The 21,381-nt window shown below is 59.2% G+C and carries 19 protein-coding genes; 12 read left to right on the top strand and 7 right to left on the bottom strand.

The window, feature by feature from the left end:
- Window positions 1-53: 53 nt before the first annotated feature.
- The 3 genes from BW686_RS08905 to aspA all read right to left on the bottom strand — a co-directional run bounded on the left by BW686_RS08905 (window position 54) and on the right by aspA (window position 4,242).
- Window positions 54-1,058 carry an asparaginase gene (locus tag BW686_RS08905; RefSeq protein WP_084915968.1) on the bottom strand — a complete coding sequence of 335 codons (1,005 nt, stop codon included), beginning with the start codon at window positions 1,056-1,058 and terminating at the stop codon, window positions 54-56.
- Between the two features lie 26 nt (window positions 1,059-1,084).
- The gene (locus tag BW686_RS08900) at window positions 1,085-2,536 is read right to left on the bottom strand and encodes an alanine/glycine:cation symporter family protein (protein ID WP_084915967.1); all 1,452 of its coding nucleotides are present in this window, start codon (window positions 2,534-2,536) and stop codon (window positions 1,085-1,087) included.
- A gap of 281 nt (window positions 2,537-2,817) precedes the next feature.
- The gene (gene aspA, locus BW686_RS08895) at window positions 2,818-4,242 is read right to left on the bottom strand and encodes an aspartate ammonia-lyase (protein WP_084915966.1); all 1,425 of its coding nucleotides are present in this window, start codon (window positions 4,240-4,242) and stop codon (window positions 2,818-2,820) included.
- Window positions 4,243-4,559: 317 nt separating this feature from the next.
- Between aspA and BW686_RS08890 the strand changes: the two genes are divergently transcribed.
- Complete coding sequence (locus BW686_RS08890) at window positions 4,560-5,471, top strand: LysR substrate-binding domain-containing protein (RefSeq protein WP_084915965.1); 912 nt, start codon at window positions 4,560-4,562, stop codon at window positions 5,469-5,471.
- A 43-nt stretch (window positions 5,472-5,514) separates the two neighbouring features.
- Here BW686_RS08890 and BW686_RS08885 read toward each other — a convergent pair whose 3' ends face one another.
- Together BW686_RS08885 and BW686_RS08880 are read right to left on the bottom strand one after the other, a co-directional pair.
- Complete coding sequence (locus BW686_RS08885; protein WP_084915964.1) at window positions 5,515-6,150, bottom strand: hypothetical protein; 636 nt, start codon at window positions 6,148-6,150, stop codon at window positions 5,515-5,517.
- Between the two features lie 238 nt (window positions 6,151-6,388).
- The gene (locus tag BW686_RS08880) at window positions 6,389-7,006 is read right to left on the bottom strand and encodes a reprolysin-like metallopeptidase (protein WP_084915963.1); all 618 of its coding nucleotides are present in this window, start codon (window positions 7,004-7,006) and stop codon (window positions 6,389-6,391) included.
- Window positions 7,007-7,407: 401 nt separating this feature from the next.
- Between BW686_RS08880 and purE the strand changes: the two genes are divergently transcribed.
- From purE to BW686_RS08860, 4 genes are all read left to right on the top strand, one after another.
- Window positions 7,408-7,899, top strand: coding sequence for a 5-(carboxyamino)imidazole ribonucleotide mutase (gene purE, locus BW686_RS08875; protein WP_003340324.1), 492 nt, complete (start codon window positions 7,408-7,410; stop codon window positions 7,897-7,899).
- A gap of 9 nt (window positions 7,900-7,908) precedes the next feature.
- A complete protein-coding gene (locus BW686_RS08870) occupies window positions 7,909-8,988 on the top strand; it encodes a 5-(carboxyamino)imidazole ribonucleotide synthase (RefSeq protein ID WP_084915962.1) in 1,080 nt (359 codons plus the stop codon).
- A 263-nt stretch (window positions 8,989-9,251) separates the two neighbouring features.
- Window positions 9,252-9,497: a GlsB/YeaQ/YmgE family stress response membrane protein gene (locus tag BW686_RS08865; RefSeq protein ID WP_003378385.1), complete on the top strand. Its 246-nt coding sequence runs from the start codon at window positions 9,252-9,254 to the stop codon at window positions 9,495-9,497.
- Between the two features lie 83 nt (window positions 9,498-9,580).
- Window positions 9,581-10,114, top strand: a complete 534-nt coding sequence (locus tag BW686_RS08860) for a DUF3299 domain-containing protein (RefSeq protein ID WP_084915961.1) — start codon at window positions 9,581-9,583, stop codon at window positions 10,112-10,114.
- A 25-nt stretch (window positions 10,115-10,139) separates the two neighbouring features.
- Here BW686_RS08860 and BW686_RS08855 read toward each other — a convergent pair whose 3' ends face one another.
- Together BW686_RS08855 and BW686_RS08850 are read right to left on the bottom strand one after the other, a co-directional pair.
- Window positions 10,140-11,051 (bottom strand): D-hexose-6-phosphate mutarotase, encoded by a 912-nt coding sequence (locus tag BW686_RS08855; protein ID WP_084915960.1) that lies wholly within the window; start codon window positions 11,049-11,051, stop codon window positions 10,140-10,142.
- Window positions 11,052-11,142: 91 nt separating this feature from the next.
- The gene (locus tag BW686_RS08850) at window positions 11,143-11,544 is read right to left on the bottom strand and encodes an acyl-CoA thioesterase (protein ID WP_003378389.1); all 402 of its coding nucleotides are present in this window, start codon (window positions 11,542-11,544) and stop codon (window positions 11,143-11,145) included.
- A 431-nt stretch (window positions 11,545-11,975) separates the two neighbouring features.
- On the opposite strand from BW686_RS08850, the gene BW686_RS08845 reads away from it, so the two are divergent.
- The 7 genes from BW686_RS08845 to BW686_RS08815 all read left to right on the top strand — a co-directional run bounded on the left by BW686_RS08845 (window position 11,976) and on the right by BW686_RS08815 (window position 21,369).
- Complete coding sequence (locus tag BW686_RS08845; protein WP_084915959.1) at window positions 11,976-13,265, top strand: MFS transporter; 1,290 nt, start codon at window positions 11,976-11,978, stop codon at window positions 13,263-13,265.
- A 166-nt stretch (window positions 13,266-13,431) separates the two neighbouring features.
- Window positions 13,432-14,433 (top strand): phosphate ABC transporter substrate-binding protein PstS family protein, encoded by a 1,002-nt coding sequence (locus BW686_RS08840; protein WP_084915958.1) that lies wholly within the window; start codon window positions 13,432-13,434, stop codon window positions 14,431-14,433.
- A gap of 136 nt (window positions 14,434-14,569) precedes the next feature.
- Window positions 14,570-16,855, top strand: a complete 2,286-nt coding sequence (locus tag BW686_RS08835; RefSeq protein ID WP_179149214.1) for an ABC transporter permease subunit — start codon at window positions 14,570-14,572, stop codon at window positions 16,853-16,855.
- 69 nt (window positions 16,856-16,924) lie between these two features.
- Window positions 16,925-18,541, top strand: a complete 1,617-nt coding sequence (pstA, locus tag BW686_RS08830; protein WP_179149225.1) for a phosphate ABC transporter permease PstA — start codon at window positions 16,925-16,927, stop codon at window positions 18,539-18,541.
- A 67-nt stretch (window positions 18,542-18,608) separates the two neighbouring features.
- A complete protein-coding gene (pstB, locus tag BW686_RS08825) occupies window positions 18,609-19,442 on the top strand; it encodes a phosphate ABC transporter ATP-binding protein PstB (protein WP_005895112.1) in 834 nt (277 codons plus the stop codon).
- 71 nt (window positions 19,443-19,513) lie between these two features.
- Complete coding sequence (phoU, locus tag BW686_RS08820) at window positions 19,514-20,275, top strand: phosphate signaling complex protein PhoU (RefSeq protein WP_005895114.1); 762 nt, start codon at window positions 19,514-19,516, stop codon at window positions 20,273-20,275.
- Window positions 20,276-20,478: 203 nt separating this feature from the next.
- The gene (locus BW686_RS08815) at window positions 20,479-21,369 is read left to right on the top strand and encodes a response regulator (RefSeq protein ID WP_084915956.1); all 891 of its coding nucleotides are present in this window, start codon (window positions 20,479-20,481) and stop codon (window positions 21,367-21,369) included.
- The last annotated feature ends 12 nt before the right edge of the window (window positions 21,370-21,381 follow it).

Here is a 21,381-nt window from a genome sequence, read left to right as displayed (position 1 = left end):
GAGGCGTCCCGCGTGTGCGGAACGCCTCGGGTAGAGCAGAAAGTCAGATGGGCTTAACGCAGCTCGCCACACAGGTCCAGTTCGACCAACCGCCGAACTTCTTCGGTCGTCAGGCCAGCACCGAGCAGTGCATGCAACTTGCCGAGTGCCGCTTCACGGGTCATGCCACCGCCGGACAGCACACCCGCACCGCGCAGACGGCTGCCTGCTTCGTAGACGTCCAGTTCAACACCGCCTTCGTGGCATTGAGTGATCGCGACCACACAGACACCGCGCGCGCGGGCGTTTTCCAGGCTGGCGATGAATGGCGAATCGTCGCTGGGGCCGGTGCCGCTGCCGAAGCATTCGAGTACCAGACCCTGAATGCCGCTGTTGACCAGTCCGTCCAGCTGGGCAGCGCCTACACCTGGAAACAATGGCAATACGGCGACATTGGCCTGTGCCTTGGTTTGCCGATAATCCAGCGCATCAGGCAGCGAAACGACAGCATGACCGCCACGCGAGCGTTGCAGCGGCGCGAACGGTTGACGACCGAAGCTGCGAATTTTCGCGCAGCGAACAGGCGTCATCAGTTGCCCGTGGAAATACAGCTGCACACCCGACACCAGGCCTGAACCCAAGGCGAGCAACGCGCCGTTGACGTTCTCCCAGGCGTCGCTGTCCTGCACGCCGGCAGGCAGCATCGAGCCAGTGAACACCACCGGTGCGCTGAAACCCAGTAACTGGAAACACATGGCCGCCGCGCTGTACGCCAGGGTATCCGTGCCGTGCAGCACCAGCACCGCGTCGCAGCCATCGACATCGACCGCTTCGATGACCGCCTCGCGCAGGCGCAGCCAGTAGGCGGGCGTCATGTTGGCGCTGTCGATCAGCGGTGACATCTCGCGAAAACGCCACTCGGGCACCACCAGTTCAGGGTGCTCGGCCAGTTGCCCGGCCATTCGCGCCTCGAAACCCGATGCAGGTGCCAGGCCGTTGGCGCTGGCCTGCATGCCGATGGTGCCGCCGGTGTAAAGAACCATCACGCGTCGAGCAGGTTGATGTGCATCATGAGTCATGGTTCTTCTCCGGCGTAACGTCGCGTTTATCGTGCTTCTGCCGCATGCTTGGCGGCCAGTTCGGCGTCCTGCGTCGACTGACGGGACGGGTTGGCCGGCCATGCGTTGCGGTCCAGGTCCAGGTCAGGGAACTGGCTGGAATCGAACACTGGCGTCTTGATGCCGGCCCGACGCTGCGCATCGTAGTCGTTCAGAATGCGCTTCACTACTTTGAACAGCATGGCCAGTGCGATCAGGTTGACGAACGCCAGCATGGTCATGGTGATGTCTGCGAAGGCCAGCACGTCTTTCAGGTCGACCACGGCACCCCACAGGATCAGGGCCAGAACCGCGATGCGATAGAGCACGATGGCCTTGAGCTTCTCGCCAAACAGGAACCGCAGGCTGTTCTCGCCCAGGTAGTAGTTGTAGAGAATCGAAGTAAAGACGAACAGGGCCAGCGCCACGCTGATGAAGATGCGACCCCAGTCACCGACCACTGCCGCCAGCGAGTTCTGCGCCAGCACGATGCCGTTGCCGTCATACCCGATGTCGTAGATGCCGGACAGCAGGATCAGCAGGGCGGTGCAGGTGCAGATGACGAAAGTGTCGAGGAACACGCTGAATGCCTGAACCACGCCTTGTGCCACCGGGTGCTCTACATGAGCCACTGCAGCCACGTTTGGCGCACTGCCCAGGCCGGCTTCGTTGGCGAAGACGCCACGCTTGACGCCCATCACGATTGCGCTGCCGATCAGGCCGCCGAACACTGGATCGATGCCGAAGGCGCTTCTGACGATGGTCATCAGCATGCCTGGAACGTGGTCGATCTGCAGAACGATGACGTAGATGGTGACGGCGATGTAGATCAGGGTCTTGACCGGCACCAGCAGGTCGGAGATGGCCGCGATGCGCTTGATGCCGCCGATGAACGCCAGACCGAGCAGCACAACCAGGCAAAGGCCGGTGGTGGTGGTGTCGATGTTGAACGCGCTTTTCAGCGAGTCGGTCACGGCGTGGGATTGCAGGCCGTTGAAGGCAAAGCCGAAGGTCACCAGCAGCAATACGGCCATGACCATACCCAGCCAGCGTTTACCCAGACCGTGCTGGATGTAATACGCCGGACCGCCGCGGAACTGGCCTTCGGAGTCCTTGCGCTTGTAAAGCTGAGCGAGCGAACACTCGATGAAGCTGCTGGACATGCCGACCAGTGCGGTGACCCACATCCAGAACACGGCACCCGGGCCACCCAGCGTTACGGCAATGCCGACGCCTGCGATGTTGCCCGCACCGACGCGGCCTGCAAGGCTGAGCATCAGTGCCTGAAACGAACTCAGTTGACCGGCGCTGCTGCGCAAGCTGTCACGAAACACCGAGAACATGTGGAAAAAGTGTCGAAACTGAACGAAACGCGAGCGGATCGTGAAGTAACTGCCCAGGCCAACGATAAGTACGATCAGTACTTTACCGGAGAGAAAGTCGTTAATCATTTCCAGCATTTTTGTTATTCCTCGCTACTTTTGAGGGGGCGCACTATACCGGTGCAAAGTTTTTACGTCTGTAGTCGCGTTCTTGTGAGGCTGATTCTTCATTCGCGACACTGAATGAATACTCCTGCGGATTATGCCGCAGAAATGGGGGACCTGAGGCTTTGGATCCAGTGTCGGAGTCCTTTGCCGCGGGCAAAAAAAAGGGTCTGGAGAATCACTCCCAGACCCTCAAAAAATTGAGGGGTGTCTAGGCCCTCAATCTGGTGAGCAGGTTGCGCAGGTCATTCCTGTCAGGCCTTCAATGGGGCCAGACGTGGAGCGATCATGTTTTCCGGGCGCAGGATGTCGTCGAGCATGGCATCGTCGAGCAGACCTTCCTCACGCACCAGTTCCAGTACGCCACGACCGCTTTCCAGTGCGATCCGGGCAATACGGGTGGAGTTTTCGTAACCGATGTACGGGTTCAGCGCGGTGACCAGACCAATCGAGTGCTCGACCAGTTCGCGGCAACGCTGTTCGTTGGCGGTAATACCGACGATGCAATGCTCGCGCAGCATGTCCATCGCACGCTGCAACAGGCGGATCGAGTCGAAAATCTTGTAGGCGATCAGCGGCTCCATGACGTTGAGCTGCAACTGCCCGCCTTCGGCTGCCATGGTCAGCGACAGGTCGTTGCCGATGATTTCAAAGGCCACTTGATTGACCGCTTCCGGAATCACCGGGTTGACCTTGCCGGGCATGATCGAGCTGCCGGGCTGGCGCGCAGGCAAGTTGATTTCATTGATGCCGGTGCGCGGTCCGCTAGACAGCAAGCGCAGGTCGTTGCAGATTTTCGACAGCTTGACCGCAGTACGCTTGAGCATGCCGGAGAACAGCACGAACGCGCCCATGTCGGATGTCGCTTCGATCAGGTCGGCTGCCGGCACCAGCGGCTGACCGCTGATCAGCGCCAGACGGTCGACGGCGAGTTTCTGGTAGCCAGGGTCGGCGTTGATGCCGGTGCCGATGGCGGTGCCGCCCAGGTTCACTTCGGTCAGCAGTTCGGGTGCCAGGCTGCGCAGACGATTGAGGTCTTCAGTCAGGGTGGTCGCGAACGCACGGAATTCCTGACCCAGGGTCATCGGAACCGCGTCCTGCAACTGGGTGCGGCCCATTTTCAGGACATGATTGAATTCTTCGCCCTTGGCGGCGAATGCCTGGATAAGGCTGGAAAGGCTGGCAAGCAGCGCATCGTGGCCCAGCAGCAGACCCAGACGGATCGCGGTCGGGTAGGCGTCGTTGGTCGATTGCGCCATGTTCACGTCGTTGTTCGGGTGCAGGTGCTTGTATTCACCCTTCTCGAAGCCCATGGTTTCCAGCGCGATGTTGGCGATGACTTCATTGGCGTTCATGTTGGTGGACGTGCCCGCACCGCCTTGAATCATGTCGACCACGAACTGATCGTGGAAGTCGCCGCGAATCAAGCGTGCGCACGCCTCGCTGATGGCCGCATGCTTGGCCTCGTTGAGGTGCCCCAACTGGTGGTTTGCATCGGCCGCCGCCTGTTTGACCATGGCCAGTGCCACAACCAGTTTCGGGTAGTGCGAAAGCGGCACGCCCGACAGGTGAAAGTTATTCACGGCGCGCAGCGTCTGAATGCCGTAATAAGCGTTGGCAGGTACTTCGAGAACACCAAGCAGGTCTTTTTCGATGCGCGATGATGCAGGCGAGGACATGATAAAAAGAGTCTCAAAAAAGGCACGGACAATGCCGGAACGCCGCGAATAGTGGGCTTGCCGTCCCGTCTTGACCAATGCTGTTAAACGCTGGGCTATGCAATAACGGCATAACGGCGGTGTGACCTGGATTCCTCTCAGTGCGTAAAGAGGGCAAAATGTCGCACCCGGTTTGCTGCCTGGTCTGTTCGGGTGGCAGCCAGGTCATGTATCGGCGGCGCGTTGTCGGACGTCCCACGGGGGTCGCCTGAAACCGGTGCTTGCAGGGCATGCGCAGTCGCCAGTCGAGGCAGTTATCCATTGTCCGGGAGGACCTGATGAATCTGGAAAGCAAATGGCTGGAGGATTTCAGCGCCCTGGCGGCCACTCGCAGCTTTTCCCAGGCGGCCGATCGCCGCTTTGTGACCCAGCCGGCGTTCAGTCGGCGTATTCGCAGCCTTGAAGCTGCGTTGGGGCTCACCCTGGTCAATCGCACGCGCACGCCTATCGAACTGACGGCTGCCGGCCAGCTGTTTCTGGTCACGGCACGCACGGTGGTCGAGCAGTTGGGAGAAGTGGTGCGCCACCTGCACCATCTCGAGGGCGGTCAGGGTGAGGTCATGCAGGTGGCGGCAGCCCATTCCCTGGCTCTCGGGTTCTTTCCACGCTGGATCGCCCAGTTGCGCAATGAAGGCCTGAACATTGCGACCCGACTGGTCGCCACCAACGTTGGCGACGCCGTGCATGCCTTGCGCGAGGGCGGTTGCGACCTGATGCTGGCGTTCTACGACCCCGACGCGGCGTTACAGATGGACGCCGAAATATTCCCTTCTCTGCATCTGGGGCATACCGAAATGTTGCCGGTGTGTGCGGCGGATGCCGATGGCCGGCCTTTGTTTGATATGGAAGGCGAAGCAAGTGTGCCGTTGCTCGCGTACAGCGCAGGCGCCTTTCTGGGGCGCTCGGTGAACCTGCTGCTGCGCCAGCGCAATCTGCGTTTCACGACGGTGTACGAAACGGCGATGGCTGACAGCCTGAAAAGTATGGCGCTTGAAGGGTTGGGCATCGCCTGGGTGCCGCACCTGAGTGTGCGCGCCGAGTTGGCGCGCGGAGAGCTGGTGGTGTGCGGCGGGCCGCAATGGCACGTTCCGCTGGAGATTCGCCTGTACCGTTGCGCACTGGTGCGCAAGGCCAACGTTCGCCTGCTGTGGCGCAAGCTTGAAAGCGCTGCTTCGTCTGAGTCGTCATGACAAGGGCCGCCCTTGGCAATGCCGCAGAGAGGCCCTGGCCTGTTCAGGGAAATCTGCTCAGATGGTCGGCGATGATTTGCTTGTTCGCATCGCTGTAGACGTAGCAGTTGGAGCGCACGCTTTGGTGGACTTCGACGATATTCGTCTGACACCACCAACCGCCTTTGTAGATCACTTCGGCAGCTTCGTGAGTGCCACCGAGCATATGGCCCAGCTCGTGTGCGGGAATGGTGAATGTTTCCAGTGAGGCTATGCCGGTGTAGCTTTTGTCGGTGCTGGCGCCCAAGTCATTCGCGTTGATCTTGTTCTGAGTCAACAGCAGGTACTTGCTGGTCGCGCTGCGCTCCATGTCATTGGCGATCACGTACTGATCCATTTTGTTTTTCCAGGCGAAATAGGTCTCGTCCACATCGTCATTCTGGTAAGCGAAATCCGTGAGGTCCGGGACGTCGCGAATGAATATCAGCCGGACATAGCGATCGGTGAAGCTTTCGAGGTCCTTGATAAGCCAGGCGAAGTAATCCTGACGCAGTTCGTGGGTGTTGTGATGCGAAAGGTCGTCGTGGAGAACCAGGTACAGCGTCAACGGGCGCTTGGAGGCGGTCTGATCTGCCCATGCCCCGTGGCTTAGCGTCAGTGCGCAGAACAGCAGCAGGTGGTTTGCGTATTTTTTCAGCATTGTACTCATCCTTGAGTTGTTGGATTAATGGTCGGTCCGTCCGTGACCGGCCCCTGTTATCTAATAGCAGTCGGCTTCGGCAGGAAATCAGAATGGGCATCTGTGGATGTAGTCCTTACCTGTCCTGAAGTGCAGGACGGATGCCTGCTTTTCATTGGGGCCGGTCAGGCCTGTGCTCTTGCGATGCGCGCGCCCAACAGACGCGCGGTGAGTCGAGGGTGTGTGGCGGGCCGATGACTCAGTTGATGGAGGGTATGTTGTCAACGTAGTTGCGAATCAGGTCCCTGTTGGCTTCGCTGAAGTAATAGCAGGGGATGATCGATGTCGAGAAGTCCTCCCACATCGTCGTCTGGCACGGGAAGCCGGTTGCGGCCTCGTGTGTAGCGCCAAAAAGGTGGCCTATTTCGTGCGCCAGTGTGTTGTAGTTTTTGAGGGATGCGATAGCGACGTTGTAGTGTTTTGCCGCGAAGCCATGTGTGGTCGGGCGGATTTTATTAGAGGTCAGAAATACGTATTTATGTCGTGCTGACGGGCGCGGCAGGTTTTTCTCATCTGCATAATTTCTGCTTGCCAGAAACAATTTCAGTGACAGGCCATCCATGTCATCTCCGCGATAAGCGAAATCTGTCAAGCCAGGTACATCTTTGACACGTATGACGGTTGTCCTGCGCCCCGTGATTTCTTCCATTTGGGCGAGCAGGTGATTCAGGTAACCATCACCCAGCTCTGCTTCTTCCTGCGGTGTCAGTTGATCATGCATGATCAGGAACAATCCCAGATTGGGTCGATCTGCACTGGCAAAAGGCAGGTAAAAAAAGACGGCCAGACACAGCCATGTTTTCAGTAGGTTTTTCATAAGTACGTTCTCATCCTTGAGAGTCGATTCAATTGTTAAGCCAATGTTGCAGCGCCAGTTAATCAAATGCTGATCGGCTACAACAGTTGTACCTTGCGCTTCAATCGGTAGGGGCGCTGCTCTTGTGGTGTAGGAAGCCCTCGATGAGGGCGACGAAATCCCGACCGCTACCGGCGTAGCCATCCAGTTGCTTCGAGACTGCAATCACGGCCTGCAGGGATGCCCGGCACCGTCGATGACGGAAGGTGATCGCGGGTGCTTTAAACGCACAACTTTGCGGTATACTGCGCGGCCTTTGGCCGGTTAAATCGGTCATTATTCGTACAACAAGCCACGCCGGTCCTCCCGCGTGGCTTGTTGTTTTAAGCTGCGCCTGCGGGCGCCCGATGAGAGGCACGACGATGAGCGCACTGGTTGGCGTGATCATGGGCTCCAAGTCCGATTGGTCCACCCTTAGCCACACCGCCGACATGCTGGAAAAGCTCGGCATCCCTTTTGAAGTCAAAGTGGTGTCAGCCCACCGCACGCCGGACCTGCTGTTCCAGTACGCAGACGAAGCGGAAGGCCGAGGCATTGAAGTGATCATCGCCGGTGCCGGTGGTGCCGCTCACTTGCCGGGCATGTGCGCTGCCAAGACCCATCTGCCTGTGCTGGGTGTACCGGTGCAGTCCTCGATGCTGTCGGGTGTCGACTCGCTGCTGTCGATCGTGCAGATGCCCGCCGGTATCCCGGTGGCGACGCTGGCCATCGGCAAAGCCGGTGCGATCAACGCCGCGCTGCTGTCGGCCAGCATCCTTGGCGCCAAGCACCCGCAATTCCACGCAGCGCTGAAGAAATTCCGCACTGAGCAGACAGACAGCGTCCTGGACAATCCAGACCCACGCCACGCCTGAGGTTTTTCCATGAAGATCGGTGTAATCGGTGGCGGCCAGCTGGGCCGCATGTTGGCCCTGGCAGGTACGCCGCTGGGCATGAACTTCGCCTTTCTCGATCCTGCGCCGGATGCCTGTGCAGCCGCGCTGGGCGAGCATCTGCGTGCCGATTACGGCGATCTGGACCATCTGCGCCAACTGGCTGATGAAGTCGACCTGGTGACGTTCGAGTTTGAAAGCGTCCCGGCTGAAACCGTCGCGTTCCTGTCGCAGTTCGTCCCGGTCTACCCAAGTGCCGAAGCCTTGCGCATCGCGCGTGACCGCTGGTTCGAGAAAAGCATGTTCAAGGACCTGGGCATTCCGACGCCGGCATTCGCTGACATCCAGTCGCAGGCCGACCTGGACGCTGCCGTGGCCAGCATCGGGCTGCCTGCCGTTCTGAAAACACGCACCCTGGGTTATGACGGCAAAGGCCAGAAGGTTCTGCGCTCGGCGGCCGATGTGGTGGGTACGTTCGCCGAGCTGGGCAGCGTGCCTTGTCTGCTGGAAGGTTTCGTCCCTTTCACCGGCGAAGTCTCGTTGATTGCGGTGCGTGCGCGTGATGGTGAAACCCGCTTCTATCCGCTGGTTCACAACACGCATGACAGCGGCATTCTGCGGCTGTCCATTGCCAGTACCGATCACCCGTTGCAGGCGCTGGCTGAAGATTACGCCGGTCGCGTTTTGCAGCAACTGGATTACGTCGGTGTGCTGGCGTTCGAGTTCTTCGAAGTCGACGGCGGCCTGAAAGCCAACGAGATCGCCCCTCGCGTACACAACTCCGGGCACTGGACCACCGAAGGTGCAGAGTGCAGCCAGTTCGAAAACCACCTGCGGGCGGTTGCCGGCTTGCCGCTGGGGTCCACCGCCAAAGTGGGCGAAAGCGCCATGCTCAACTTCATTGGTGAAGTGCCACCGGTGGACAAGGTCGCTGCCATCGAAGACTGCCACCTGCATCACTATGGCAAGGCTTTCAAGGCTGGCCGCAAAGTGGGCCACGCCACTGTCCGCAGCGCTGACCGCGCCACGCTGGATCGTCAGGTGAAGCAGGTCGAAGCGCTGATAGGCTGACGCTGGCGGTTTTACTGACTGTCGTGCCGAGGCTCCGCGCTGGCATTCCGACGTTGAAGCGTTCGGAATGCCGTTTTTAAAGGCCGTGCCGATCTCCGACGTTCAGCTTCGGACCGGCTCAGCCCCGCCATTCATGAAGAATTTTCCACCTCGCCTCAAACTCGTTATTTCGCCGGAACCATTCCCTGTCACTGTTCTCAGATAGCAGTAGGTCAGGGCTGCTAGTGGCTCAGGCATATTCACTTAATACAGAGGGAAATGGCATGGGTATCATTGGAACCATCTTTATCGGTCTGATCGTCGGTCTGTTGGCTCGCTTCCTGAAGCCGGGCGATGACAGCATGGGCTGGATCATGACCATCGTGCTGGGTATCGCCGGTTCGCTTGCCGCTACCTACGGTGGCCAGGCGTTGGGCATCTACCATGCAGGCGAGGGTGCAGGTTTCCTGGGCGCACTGGTCGGCGCAATCATCCTGCTGGTCATCTACGGCATGATCAAAAAGAAATAACGTTTAATGTTCAGCCCTCTGTTCTGAACGGCGCAGAGGGCTAGAATGCGCGGCAACTCTTCTCCCCATTGCCGAGCTTTATCATGCGTCGCTATCTGTTGATGACTCTTCTGCTGGTGTCCGGGCTTGCTCACGCGCAATTGCCGGAAACCGACTGGCTTGAGCTGATGCCCAAGTCCGATCAAAAAGCCCTCGAAGCCATGCCCGAGATTGACCACAATTCCCCGGAAGCGATGGGCACGTTCGACAGCAAGGGTGGGTTGAAGCAGAGCAAGGGGTTGCCTGCGGTCATGTATTCGACCAAGACAGTCCCTGCAATGAATGGCAAGGCCATTCGTCTCGGCGGTTATCCCGTCCCCCTCGAAACCGATGCCAAAGGCCACAGCACGCTGTTCTTCCTCGTGCCGTACCCCGGCGCCTGCATCCACGTCCCGCCACCGCCCCCCAACCAATTGGTGCTGGTGCGTTACCCCAAGGGGCTGAAGCTGGATGACATCTACACACCGCTGTGGGTTGAAGGCACCCTGAAGATCGAAAAGGTCAACAACGACCTGGCCGACGCGGCGTACGCGATGGATGCGTCAAAGGTCCGCGTGGTGGTTGAGTCGGACCTTTGATCGACTGACGTTAAGCAACGCGCTATCAGAGCGCCTCGCTCCAGATACTCACGCCCAGTACATGCATCTGGTCCGGCGCCAGCGTAACCACGTCGTCCAGCACGTTGGCGGTTTCGACGCAGACCATGCGCTGCCAGCCGTCGGCTGCCATGTCGGTGAATTTGCCGGTTTTTTCGATCCACGGGTTCCACAGAATGGCCGATTTCGAACCGAGGCTGCGGATGTGGATGCGTCGTTGCCACTCCGGATCGACGATGCTGAGCACGCCCGGCGTGTCCTTGTAGATGCGGTCGGTTTCGCCGGCGAAGGTCAGGTCGCCTGCCTGTTCGCGCTCTTCCCAGTTTTCCAGGGTTTCAACGTAGGTCAGGCCGTCGAGCCCTTCGACGCTGACCTGGCGTGCATCGCTGACGGCGAAGTAGGTGTGCAGCGCCTGGCTTAGCGTGACGGGTGCTGTGCCGCAGTTATAGCTGACCAGGCTGACATTCAGAGCGTGGTCCAGGCGGATGCTCAGTTTGAGGGCAACGTTGTGAGGCCAGCCTGGCAAATGGCCTTCGGCTTCCGGAAGGACGAACTCGACCAGCAGAGCATCGCCGTCTTCGCCGATACCGAGCAATTGCCAGTCCAGCGCCCGCACCTCGCCGTGGGCCTTGGCCGGTTCGCTGCTGTTGCGCATGGCTTGCACGCTTTGCGGGTTGCGTTCCAGGTTGCCGAACCACGGCCAGCAGATCGGCATGCCCGCACGAATAGGTTTGCCTTTCTTGAAGACGGCTTCTTCATTCAGCCACACCAGCGGCTGCTGTCCGGCCACTTGATAGCTGAGAATGTGTGCGCCTTGCTGGGCGACCAGCAGTTCTGCCTCGCCGTGGCGGATACGCCAGCAATTCAGCTCGTCGTACTGGACGGATTCAACAGTGGGTTCAACCGGGGATGTTGGCATGCAAAGTTCTCACTCAAGGACCGTGACGAAAATAGACCGCTTCACGCTCGGCGAGTTTACCCGTGCAGCCAATCTGTAGCCGAGCGACAATTTACCGCCGCGCGGGAACCGAGCGTGTCCGGCCGCTGGAATCGATGGCCACGAACACGAATGCGGCCTCTGTTACCTTGCGCCACTCACTGGTGACCGGGTCGTCGCTCCACACTTCGACCATCATCTTGATTGAGGTGCGTCCCACTTCCAGGGTGCGGGTGTAAAAGGACAACTGCTCGCCGACAGCCACCGGCACCAGAAACGCCATGCGATCAATCGCCACGGTCGCCACACGGCCACCTGCCACTTTGCTGGCCATTGCCGTGCCGGCCAGGTCCATCTGAGAGACCAGCCAGCCGCCGAAGATATCGCCAAAGCCATTGGTTTCACGGGGAAGGGCGGTGATTTGCAGTGCAAGGTCGCCTTGCGGAGTTGGATCTTCTTGTTCGAGCTCGATCATGCCTAGGGTGCCTCTGACCCATGACTCTCATTATTGTGTGCTGCGGTTAACAGGGGCCATTCAAAACCATGCGCATGAACATTGTGTGTTCAGCTCCGGTGTGGCCTTAAGGGAAACTCTGCGAAACCCGCTGATTCAGACGTTTTCGCACAATTTCCCAAAACTGTTGACGACCCGGGAGTATATCGGGCGTTGCGTCACAGAACGACCGTCGGGTTTTCATTTTGTATTGATGCGGTTCTTGACATGTGTTTTTTGAAAGCAATTTGCTATCTTGCTGGACCTCTACAGGTAACAAGACTGCCTGTACACGCAATTTTGGTGCCTATCTGCACAATTGCCCCGGACAATCGCTTCTGCACGCCACCCCGCAGCAGCCAGCGTAGCTGTCGCTCGCCCTATTCAAAGAACAAGCAAAGAGAAGCCTTGTCATGTCATCTGTTCCTTCCGGTTCCACGCAGCCTGCGCGGCCTTTGACCCGCAGCGATTACAAAACCCTGTCGCTGTCTGCTCTGGGTGGCGCGCTGGAGTTTTACGACTTCATCATTTTCGTGTTTTTCGCGGCGGTGGTCGGGAAGCTGTTTTTCCCGGTGGACATGCCCGACTGGCTGCGCATGATGCAGACGTTCGGTATTTTTGCCGCCGGTTATCTGGCAAGGCCGCTGGGCGGCATTATCATGGCGCACTTCGGCGATCTGCTGGGGCGCAAGAAGATGTTCACCCTGAGCATTTTCATGATGGCCGTGCCGACCCTGATCATGGGCCTGCTGCCGACGTACGCGCAGATCGGCATGTGGGCACCGATCCTGCTGCTGTTGATGCGCGTCATTCAAGGGGCTGCCATCGGCGGTGAAGTGCCGGGCGCCTGGGTGTTTGTGTCGGAGCACGTACCTGCACGTCGCGTCGGTTATGCCTGCGGTACGCTGACCGCCGGCCTGACAGCAGGCATCTTGCTGGGCTCGCTGGTGGCCACGGCAATCAATAGCATTTACACCCCGGTCGAAGTGTCCGACTACGCCTGGCGTATTCCTTTCCTGTTGGGCGGTGTGTTCGGCCTGATGTCGGTATACCTGCGTCGCCTGCTACACGAGACTCCGGTGTTTGCCGAGCTTCAACTGCGCAAGGCGCTGGCTGAAGAGGTGCCGCTCAAGGCGGTGCTGCGTGATCATCGCGGTGCCGTTGCGCTGTCGATGTTGATGACCTGGCTGCTGTCGGCCGGCATCATCGTTGTGATCCTGATGACGCCGACCATTCTGCAAACCATTTACGGCTTCCCTGCAGCCACGGCCTTGAAAGCCAACAGCCTGGCCATCGTCTTCCTCAGTGCCGGCTGTATCGCGGCGGGTGCGCTGGCGGATCGTTTTGGGGCGGGCTGGGTGTTTCTGCTGGGCAGTGCAGGTCTGCTGGTCAGTTCCTGGACGTTTTATCACGTCCTCGGCAGCCACCCGGACGTGCTGTTTCCGTTGTACGCCGTAACAGGCCTGTTTGTCGGCACCATCGGTGCGGTGCCGTATGTCATGGTCAAGGCCTTCCCGCCGGTGGTGCGTTTTTCCGGACTGTCGTTCTCCTACAACCTGGCGTACGCCATTTTCGGTGGCCTGACACCGATGGTCGTCACGTTCATGCTCAAGAGCAGCCCGATGGGGCCTGCCTGGTATGTCGCGATTCTGTGTGGCCTGGGCATGGCCATCGGTGTGTTCCTGCTGACCAGAAAGCGTTGATCTTCGCTGCCTGAAATAACGGCTTACGTGTCGACACTGCAAAAGGCTGTCCCCCGGCTCCGGGGGGCGGCCTTTTCATCTTATTGTCATAATCAGTTCATAGAGTGTTCACACGCTGGCCGACCAGGCTCGTGAACACCGACACACCCTGCCAGGAGCGCAAGGCATGACACTCAAGCGTTTGATGACCGCACTGACATTTGTTGCCGCCGGAGTCGCGGCCGCCAATACGCTCGCTGCCGTCGACCCCGCCATCAAGGGCTATACCAAGACCTCTGGTGTGTCGGGCAATCTTTCCAGTGTCGGTTCCGATACCCTGGCCAACCTCATGACCTTGTGGGCCGAGGCTTACAAGAAAGAATACCCGAGCGTGAATATCCAGATTCAGGCAGCCGGCTCCTCCACCGCACCGCCTGCCCTGACCGAAGGCACCGCCAATCTGGGGCCGATGAGCCGCAAGATGAAAGACGGCGAGTTGTCGGCCTTCGAGCAGAAACACGGTTACAAACCGACGGCCATCCCGGTAGCGGTCGATGCACTGGCGGTGTTTGTCCACAAGGACAACCCGATCAAGGGCCTGACCCTGCAACAAGTGGACGCGATTTTCTCCGCAACACGCTTGTGCGGTGCCAAGGCTGATGCGAAAACCTGGGGCGATGTGGGTGTGACGGGTGATCTGGCGGGTAAGCCGATCCAGCTGTTTGGTCGCAACTCGGTGTCGGGCACTTACGGTTATTTCAAGGAAGAGGCCCTGTGCAAGGGCGACTTCAAAGCCAACGTCAACGAACAGCCCGGCTCGGCGTCGGTGGTCAGCTCCATCAGCAACTCGCTCAACAGCATTGGCTACTCGGGCATCGGCTACAAGACCTCCAACGTCAGAACCGTTCCGCTGGCCAGGAAAGAGGGCGGTGAGTTTGTCGAAGACAACGAAGCCAATACCCTGAACGGTACTTATCCACTGTCGCGCTTTCTGTATGTGTACGTGAACAAGGCACCCAATCAGCCACTGGCACCGCTGGAAGCCGAGTTCGTGAAGCTGGTGCTGTCGAGGCAGGGCCAGGAAGTGGTGATGAAAGACGGCTACATCCCGCTGCCCGCCCGCGTGGTGGAGAAGACCCTGACCGATCTTGGCCTGTTGCAAGGGGCAAATAGTGTAGTGGCGAAGTAATCCTGATTCAGCGAGGCTCAATGGATTGGCCTGCGCACCATTTGAACAGTCCGCTGCCGGTTTTCATGGCAGTGGGCTTTCTTGCGTCATCTTGCTGTAATGTTTTTGTCATACAAGGCGGTTACGGTGTGTGCGCATGAATGAGCTGGTCAAACCTTCGATGAATCAGAGTTCGCCTCCAGAGCGGATCGACTTCAACACGCCTGCGATGCTGCGCAAGCGTCGGGTTCGTGCATTCAAGGATCGCCTGACTCACTGGTACGTCGCCATCGGCGGCCTGGCCGTGCTCGCCGCCATCACCCTGATTTTTTTCTACCTGGCCTATGTCGTTGCGCCGCTGTTCAAGGGGGCGAGCCTGACCACCGCGCCTGCGCTGAGTGCCGGCTGGATGCAGGAAGCCGGCAAGCCGCTGCTGATCACGATCGAAGAGCAGAACCTGATCGGGATGCGCATCTCCGACAAGGGCGAGGTGATTTTCTTCAATATTCAGGACGGCACAGAACTGCACCGGGTTGCCTTGCCGCTGCCCCCCGGTGTGTCCGTGGCTTCCATCGGCAAAGACCAGCCCGGTGCGCCGCTGATCGCGTTGGGCCTGTCCAACGGGGAGGTGCTGATTTTCAGGCATTCCTACCTGACGACGTACCCGGACAATCAGAAAACCATCACCCCGAGCATTGCCTGGCCCTACGGCGAAGCGCCGCTGGTGCTGGATGAGGCAGGGCGTGCGGTCGAGCATGTGACCGTCAGCGCAGACGCCGACAGCGTGAAGGTGGCGGGTTCTACCGGCACTCAGTTGCACGTCATGTCGCTTGAGCAAAAAGAAAACCTGATGACTGGCGAAATGACCCGTGAGCAGACTCGCATCGAGTTGCCGCAGACGTCTGCGGCCGTCAAGGCGATCTACATCGATCCGCGCCAGCAATGGTTGTATGTCATCAATGGCCGGGCGCAGGCCGACGTCTTCAGCCTGCGGGACCACGCCCTTAATGGCCGCTATAAATTGCTGGAAGACGGCAATGCCGAGATCACGGCCAGCGCTCAGTTGGTCGGCGGCATTTCGCTGATCATCGGCGACTCCAGGGGCCGCATGGCTCAGTGGTTCATGGCCCGTGACACCGACGGCGAACAGCGCTTGATGCGCATCCGTGATTTCAAGATGGGCAGCGCCCCGATTGATCAGATCAAGGCCGAACAGCGTCGCAAGGGTTTCATCGCGCTGGACACCGCCGGAAAGCTGGGCGTTTTCCACAGCACGGCACACCGTACACTGCTGGTCGAGAAGGTCGCAGAAGGGCCGGGCATTCTGGCGTTGTCGCCCCGCGCGAATCACATTCTGATCGAAAGTGAGGGCCGGTTGCTGCCGCTGGTTCTGGACAATCCGCACCCGGAAGTCTCCTGGAGTTCGCTGTGGGGCAAGGTCTGGTACGAAAACTACGACGAGCCCAAATACGTCTGGCAGTCCACTGCGTCCAACTCCGATTTCGAGCCCAAGCTGAGCCTGGCGCCTTTGACTTACGGCACCCTGAAAGCCGCTTTCTATGCCATGTTGCTGGCCGCGCCGCTGGCGGTGGCCGCAGCGATCTACACCGCCTATTTCATGGCACCGGGCATGCGCCGCAAGGTCAAGCCGGTGATCGAATTGATGGAAGCGATGCCGACCGTGATTCTCGGCTTCTTCGCCGGGCTGTTTCTGGCGCCTTATCTGGAAGGGCACCTGCCGGGTATTTTCAGCCTGATGCTGCTCACGCCTATCGGTATTTTGCTGGCAGGTTTTTTCTGGACCCGTTTGCCTGATTCGATTCGCCTGCGAGTGCCCGACGGTTGGGAAGGCGCGATTCTGATCCCGGTGGTGCTGCTGGTGGGCTGGTTTTCACTGAGCATGAGCCCGCACCTGGAAAGCTGGTTCTTCGGTGGCAACATGAGCATGTGGATTCGCGAGGAGCTGGGCATTACCTATGATCAGCGCAATGCCCTGGTGGTGGGGATTGCGATGGGCTTTGCGGTGATCCCGAACATCTATTCGATTGCCGAAGACGCTGTGTTCAGTGTGCCGCGCAGCCTGACCCTCGGCTCTCTGGCGCTGGGCGCGACACCTTGGCAGACGCTCACGCGGGTTGTCATCCTGACCGCCAGCCCGGGTATTTTCTCGGCGTTGATGATCGGCATGGGCCGGGCGGTGGGCGAAACCATGATTGTGCTGATGGCCACCGGCAATACGCCGATCATGGACATGAACCTGTTTGAAGGCATGCGTACCCTGGCCGCCAACGTCGCCGTGGAGATGCCGGAGTCGGAAGTCGGCGGCAGTCATTATCGGGTGCTGTTTCTGGCGGCGTTGGTGCTGCTGATGTTCACCTTTGTGATGAACACCCTCGCGGAGCTGATTCGTCAGCGTCTGCGCAAGCAATACTCGTCGCTGTAAGGAAGGTAGAAGTTCGTGAAACGGAACTCCCTCAAGAGCTGGTTCAAAAGCGGCGCCCCTGGCGTCTGGATGAGTGCGGGTGCCGTATCCATTGCTGTCATCATGACCATCGGCCTGTTGGCGGTGATCGCCGTGCGCGGTCTGGGCCACTTCTGGCCCTCCGATCTGATTTCCGCGCAGTACGCGGTGCCCGATCAGGAAGCGCATGTTCTGGTCGGTGAGCGGGTCGAGCAGGAGCAAGTGCCCCGTGCGCGATTGAAAAGCGCAGGCTTGCCCGTGCCCGCTCAAGGACCGGAGTTCATGACCCGCCAGTTGTTCAAGGTGGGCAACCGTGACCTCAACCCCAGTGATTTCACCTGGGTCATCGGCGAGTGGCTGACCGGGCAAAGCCGCCCCGCAGCGTTGATGACGCTGGAGCGTCGTGAATGGGGCAACTTCTATGGCTACCTGGTCAACGTCAAGGAAAACGGCCGGGTCGTGGCCGAAGGCGAAGCGGCCTGGCCGGCTTTGCAAGAGCGGATCAAACGCGTCGAGAAGCTGGCAGACGAGCTGTACAGCCTGGAGAAAAAAGACATAGGCGCCATCAACCACGGCATCGAACGTCTGCGCTTGCGCGCCCGCAAACTGGAACTGGCCGGCAGCCTTGATGCCGCTGCCCAGGCTGACATGGCGACCGAGCGTGCCGAACTGGACGCGCGCTACAGCGTCATTGAAGAGCGTCTTGAGGGGCTGCATCGGGACTTTGATCGCGACAGCCTGACCGCGCGCGATGCCAACGGCAAAGAGATTGAAATCAGTCTGGGCAAAGTGGTGCATGCCTATCAGCCCAATGCGATGAGCACCGTGACCAAACTGGGTTTCTACTTCCAGAAACTCTGGGAATTCCTCAGCGACGACCCCCGGGAAGCCAATACCGAAGGCGGTATCTTCCCCGCGATTTTCGGCACGGTGATGATGACCCTGATCATGGCTGTGATCGTGACGCCCTTCGGCGTGCTGGCGGCGGTGTACCTGCGTGAGTACGCGCGGCAGGGTCCGGTCACCCGGCTGATCCGCATCGCGGTGAACAACCTCGCCGGGGTGCCTGCGATTGTGTATGGCGTGTTCGGTCTCGGTTTTTTTGTCTACGTGCTGGGCGGCTCGGTGGATCGTCTGTTCTTCCCCGAAGCACTGCCCGCGCCGACCTTTGGCACGCCGGGCCTGCTGTGGGCATCGCTGACCCTGGCGCTGCTTGCTGTGCCGGTGGTGATCGTCGCGACTGAAGAGGGGCTGGCGCGGATCCCGCTGTCACTGCGCGAAGGCTCGCTGGCGCTGGGCGCGACCAAGGCCGAAACGCTGTGGAAAATTGTGTTGCCGATGGCCAGCCCGGCGATGATGACCGGCCTGATACTGGCAGTGGCCCGTGCCGCTGGCGAAGTCGCGCCGTTGATGCTGGTCGGCGTGGTCAAACTGGCGCCGTCGCTGCCGATGGATGGCAACTACCCTTATCTGCACCTGGATCAGAAAATCATGCATCTGGGGTTTCATATTTACGACGTGGGCTTTCAAAGCCCCAATGTCGAGGCGGCGCGTCCGCTGGTTTATGCCACCGCATTGCTGCTGGTGCTGGTCATCGCCTTGCTCAACCTGTCGGCGGTCAGCATTCGCAATCACTTGCGGGAAAAGTACAAGGCGCTGGATAACTGATCCGTGTGCCGCCCCCTGAGCAAGGAGGGTGGCCCGATGAAACGAATGGTTCGCACAGGAGCAATCCATGCAACACGAAAGCCCGACCCGCGGCATGAGCATGTCGGCCCTGAGACGTCACAAGCAAGGCCTGGACCTGGCCGACGAAACCGTGGCCATCGAAGTGCCGGGTCTGAATCTGTTTTACGGCGACAAGCAGGCGCTGTTCGATATCGCCCTGAACATCCCGAAACAGAAAGTGACCTCGTTCATCGGCCCGTCTGGTTGCGGCAAATCGACGTTGCTGCGCAGCTTCAATCGCATGAACGATCTGGTCGACGGCTGCCGCGTTGAAGGGGCGATCAACCTGTACGGGCATAACATCTACACCAAGGGCGAGGAGGTCGCAGAATTGCGCCGCCGCGTCGGCATGGTGTTCCAGAAGCCGAACCCGTTCCCCAAGACGATTTACGAAAACGTGGTTTACGGGCTGCGTATTCAGGGGATCAACAAGAAGCGCGTACTCGACGAAGCTGTCGAGTGGGCGTTGAAGGCCGCTGCGTTGTGGGATGAAGTCAAAGACCGGCTGCATGAGTCGGCACTGGGCTTGTCCGGCGGTCAGCAACAGCGTCTGGTCATTGCCCGAACCATCGCCGTGGAGCCGGAAGTTCTGCTTCTCGACGAGCCTTGTTCGGCACTCGACCCGATTTCGACCCTGAAAGTCGAAGAACTGATCTACGAACTGAAATCCAAATACACCATTGTGATCGTTACCCACAACATGCAGCAGGCGGCTCGGGTGTCGGATTACACCGCATTTATGTACATGGGCAAGCTCGTCGAGTTCGGTGATACAGATACGCTGTTCACCAACCCGGCAAAAAAACAGACTGAAGACTACATCACCGGTCGTTACGGCTAGGACGTGCTTCGTCAGACCTGAACCACCGCTGCGTTTTCGCAATTAAACCGGACGTTCCAAGGACACCCAGCATGATCCACAAAGACAGCCATACGCATCACATATCCCAACAGTTCAACGCTGAACTCGAAGACGTTCGCAGCCATTTGCTCGAAATGGGTGGCCTGGTCGAGAAGCAGGTCAACGATTCGGTCACCGCGCTGATCGAGGCCGACTCCGGCCTGGCGCAGCGCGTTCGTGAGGTGGACGACCGCATCAATCAGATGGAGCGCAACATCGACGAAGAATGCCTGCGCATTCTGGCGCGTCGTCAGCCTGCCGCTTCCGACCTGCGTCTGATCATCAGCATTTCCAAGTCGGTGATCGACCTGGAACGCATCGGTGACGAGGCCACCAAGATTGCCCGACGTGCGATCCAGCTTTGCGAAGAGGGTGAAGCGCCACGCGGTTACGTCGAAGTGCGTCACATCGGCGATCAGGTGCGCAACATGGTGCGCGATGCGCTGGACTCGTTTGCACGCTTCGACGCCGAACTGGCCTTGTCGGTCGCTCAGTACGACAAGATCATCGACCGTGAATACAAAACGGCCCTGCGCGAGCTGGCGACCTACATGATGGAAGATCCACGCTCGATCTCCCGCGTGCTGAATGTGATCTGGGTGCTACGCTCTCTGGAGCGCATCGGTGATCACGCACGTAATATTTCCGAGCTGGTGATCTATCTGGTGCGCGGTACCGACGTGCGGCACATGGGCCTCAAACGCATGAAGGAAGAAGTGCAGGGTATCTCGAGCGAAACCGCTAATGTTCCGGGCGCCGCTGACGATAAGTAAGATTGCCTGCAAGAAAAACGCCCAGCATGCGCTGGGCGTTTTTCATTGTGCAGCGCAGTATTTCAGTCGCCTGCGGATTAAATGTCGCGGCGCAGTCAATCAATATGGCTGTTGGCTACTAGTCAACGCTATGCTTGCCGAAACAAAGGGCGTGTTGGCATATCGCAGTTCGCCTCCAGGTGAACACGTCCGCAGGAGCGTCGATGAGTAAGGTCAGTGTATTGGTGGTGGATGACGCGACTTTCATTCGCGACTTGGTCAAGAAAGGGCTGCGCAATTATTTCCCCGGGATTCATACCGAGGACGCAGTCAACGGCCGCAAGGCTCAGGTGTTGCTGAACAAAGAAGAGTTCGACCTGATTCTATGCGACTGGGAAATGCCTGAGATGTCCGGTCTTGAGCTGTTGGCATGGTGCCGTGAGCAAGACAATTACCTGAAGACGGTTCCGTTCATCATGGTGACCAGCCGTGGCGACAAGGAAAACGTCGTGCAGGCGATTCAGGCCGGCGTCACCGATTTTGTCGGCAAACCGTTCACCAACGAGCAGTTGCTGACCAAGGTCAAGAAAGCGCTGGCCAAGGTCGGCAAGCTGGATGCGGTCATGTCCACGGCGCCGGCGCGCATGAGTTCGCCACTTAATGACTCCCTGAGTGCATTGACCGGCGGCAAGGCCGAAGTGCTTCGCTCCGCGCCTGCTTCAGCGCCTGCGAGCATTCCCAAAGCTGCACCTGCGGCGCCGAAGTCAGCACCGCCTGCCGGTCGCGGACAAGGTCAGTTGCGCCTGCCCAATGGCACACAGCCCTGCGTGATCAAGGCGCTGACGCTCAAGGAAGCAACGCTGGTGGTGCGCCACAGCGAGAACCTGCCACAGGTTCTCGACAGCGCCGTGCTTGACCTCGAACAGGGCGAGAGCAATGAAGTTGCGCGCCTGAACGGCTACCTGCATTCAGTGGCCGCCTTCGAGCAAAAGCCTGACAGCGAGTGGCTGCAAGTGTCCTTCCGCTTTGTCGATCAGGATGCGCAGAAGCTCGACTACCTGTCGCGTCTGATCGCGCGCGGTACGGCTCAGAAGCACTTCATTCCCGGCGCCTGATAGCCAACGCCG

Origin of the sequence: Pseudomonas syringae (assembly GCF_002157375.1) — a bacterium.
In the GTDB taxonomy this organism is placed as follows: Bacteria; Pseudomonadota; Gammaproteobacteria; order Pseudomonadales; family Pseudomonadaceae; genus Aquipseudomonas; species Aquipseudomonas syringae_T.
Note: the sequence above shows the minus strand (reverse complement) of the source record. Positions and strands in the feature narration are given on the sequence as shown.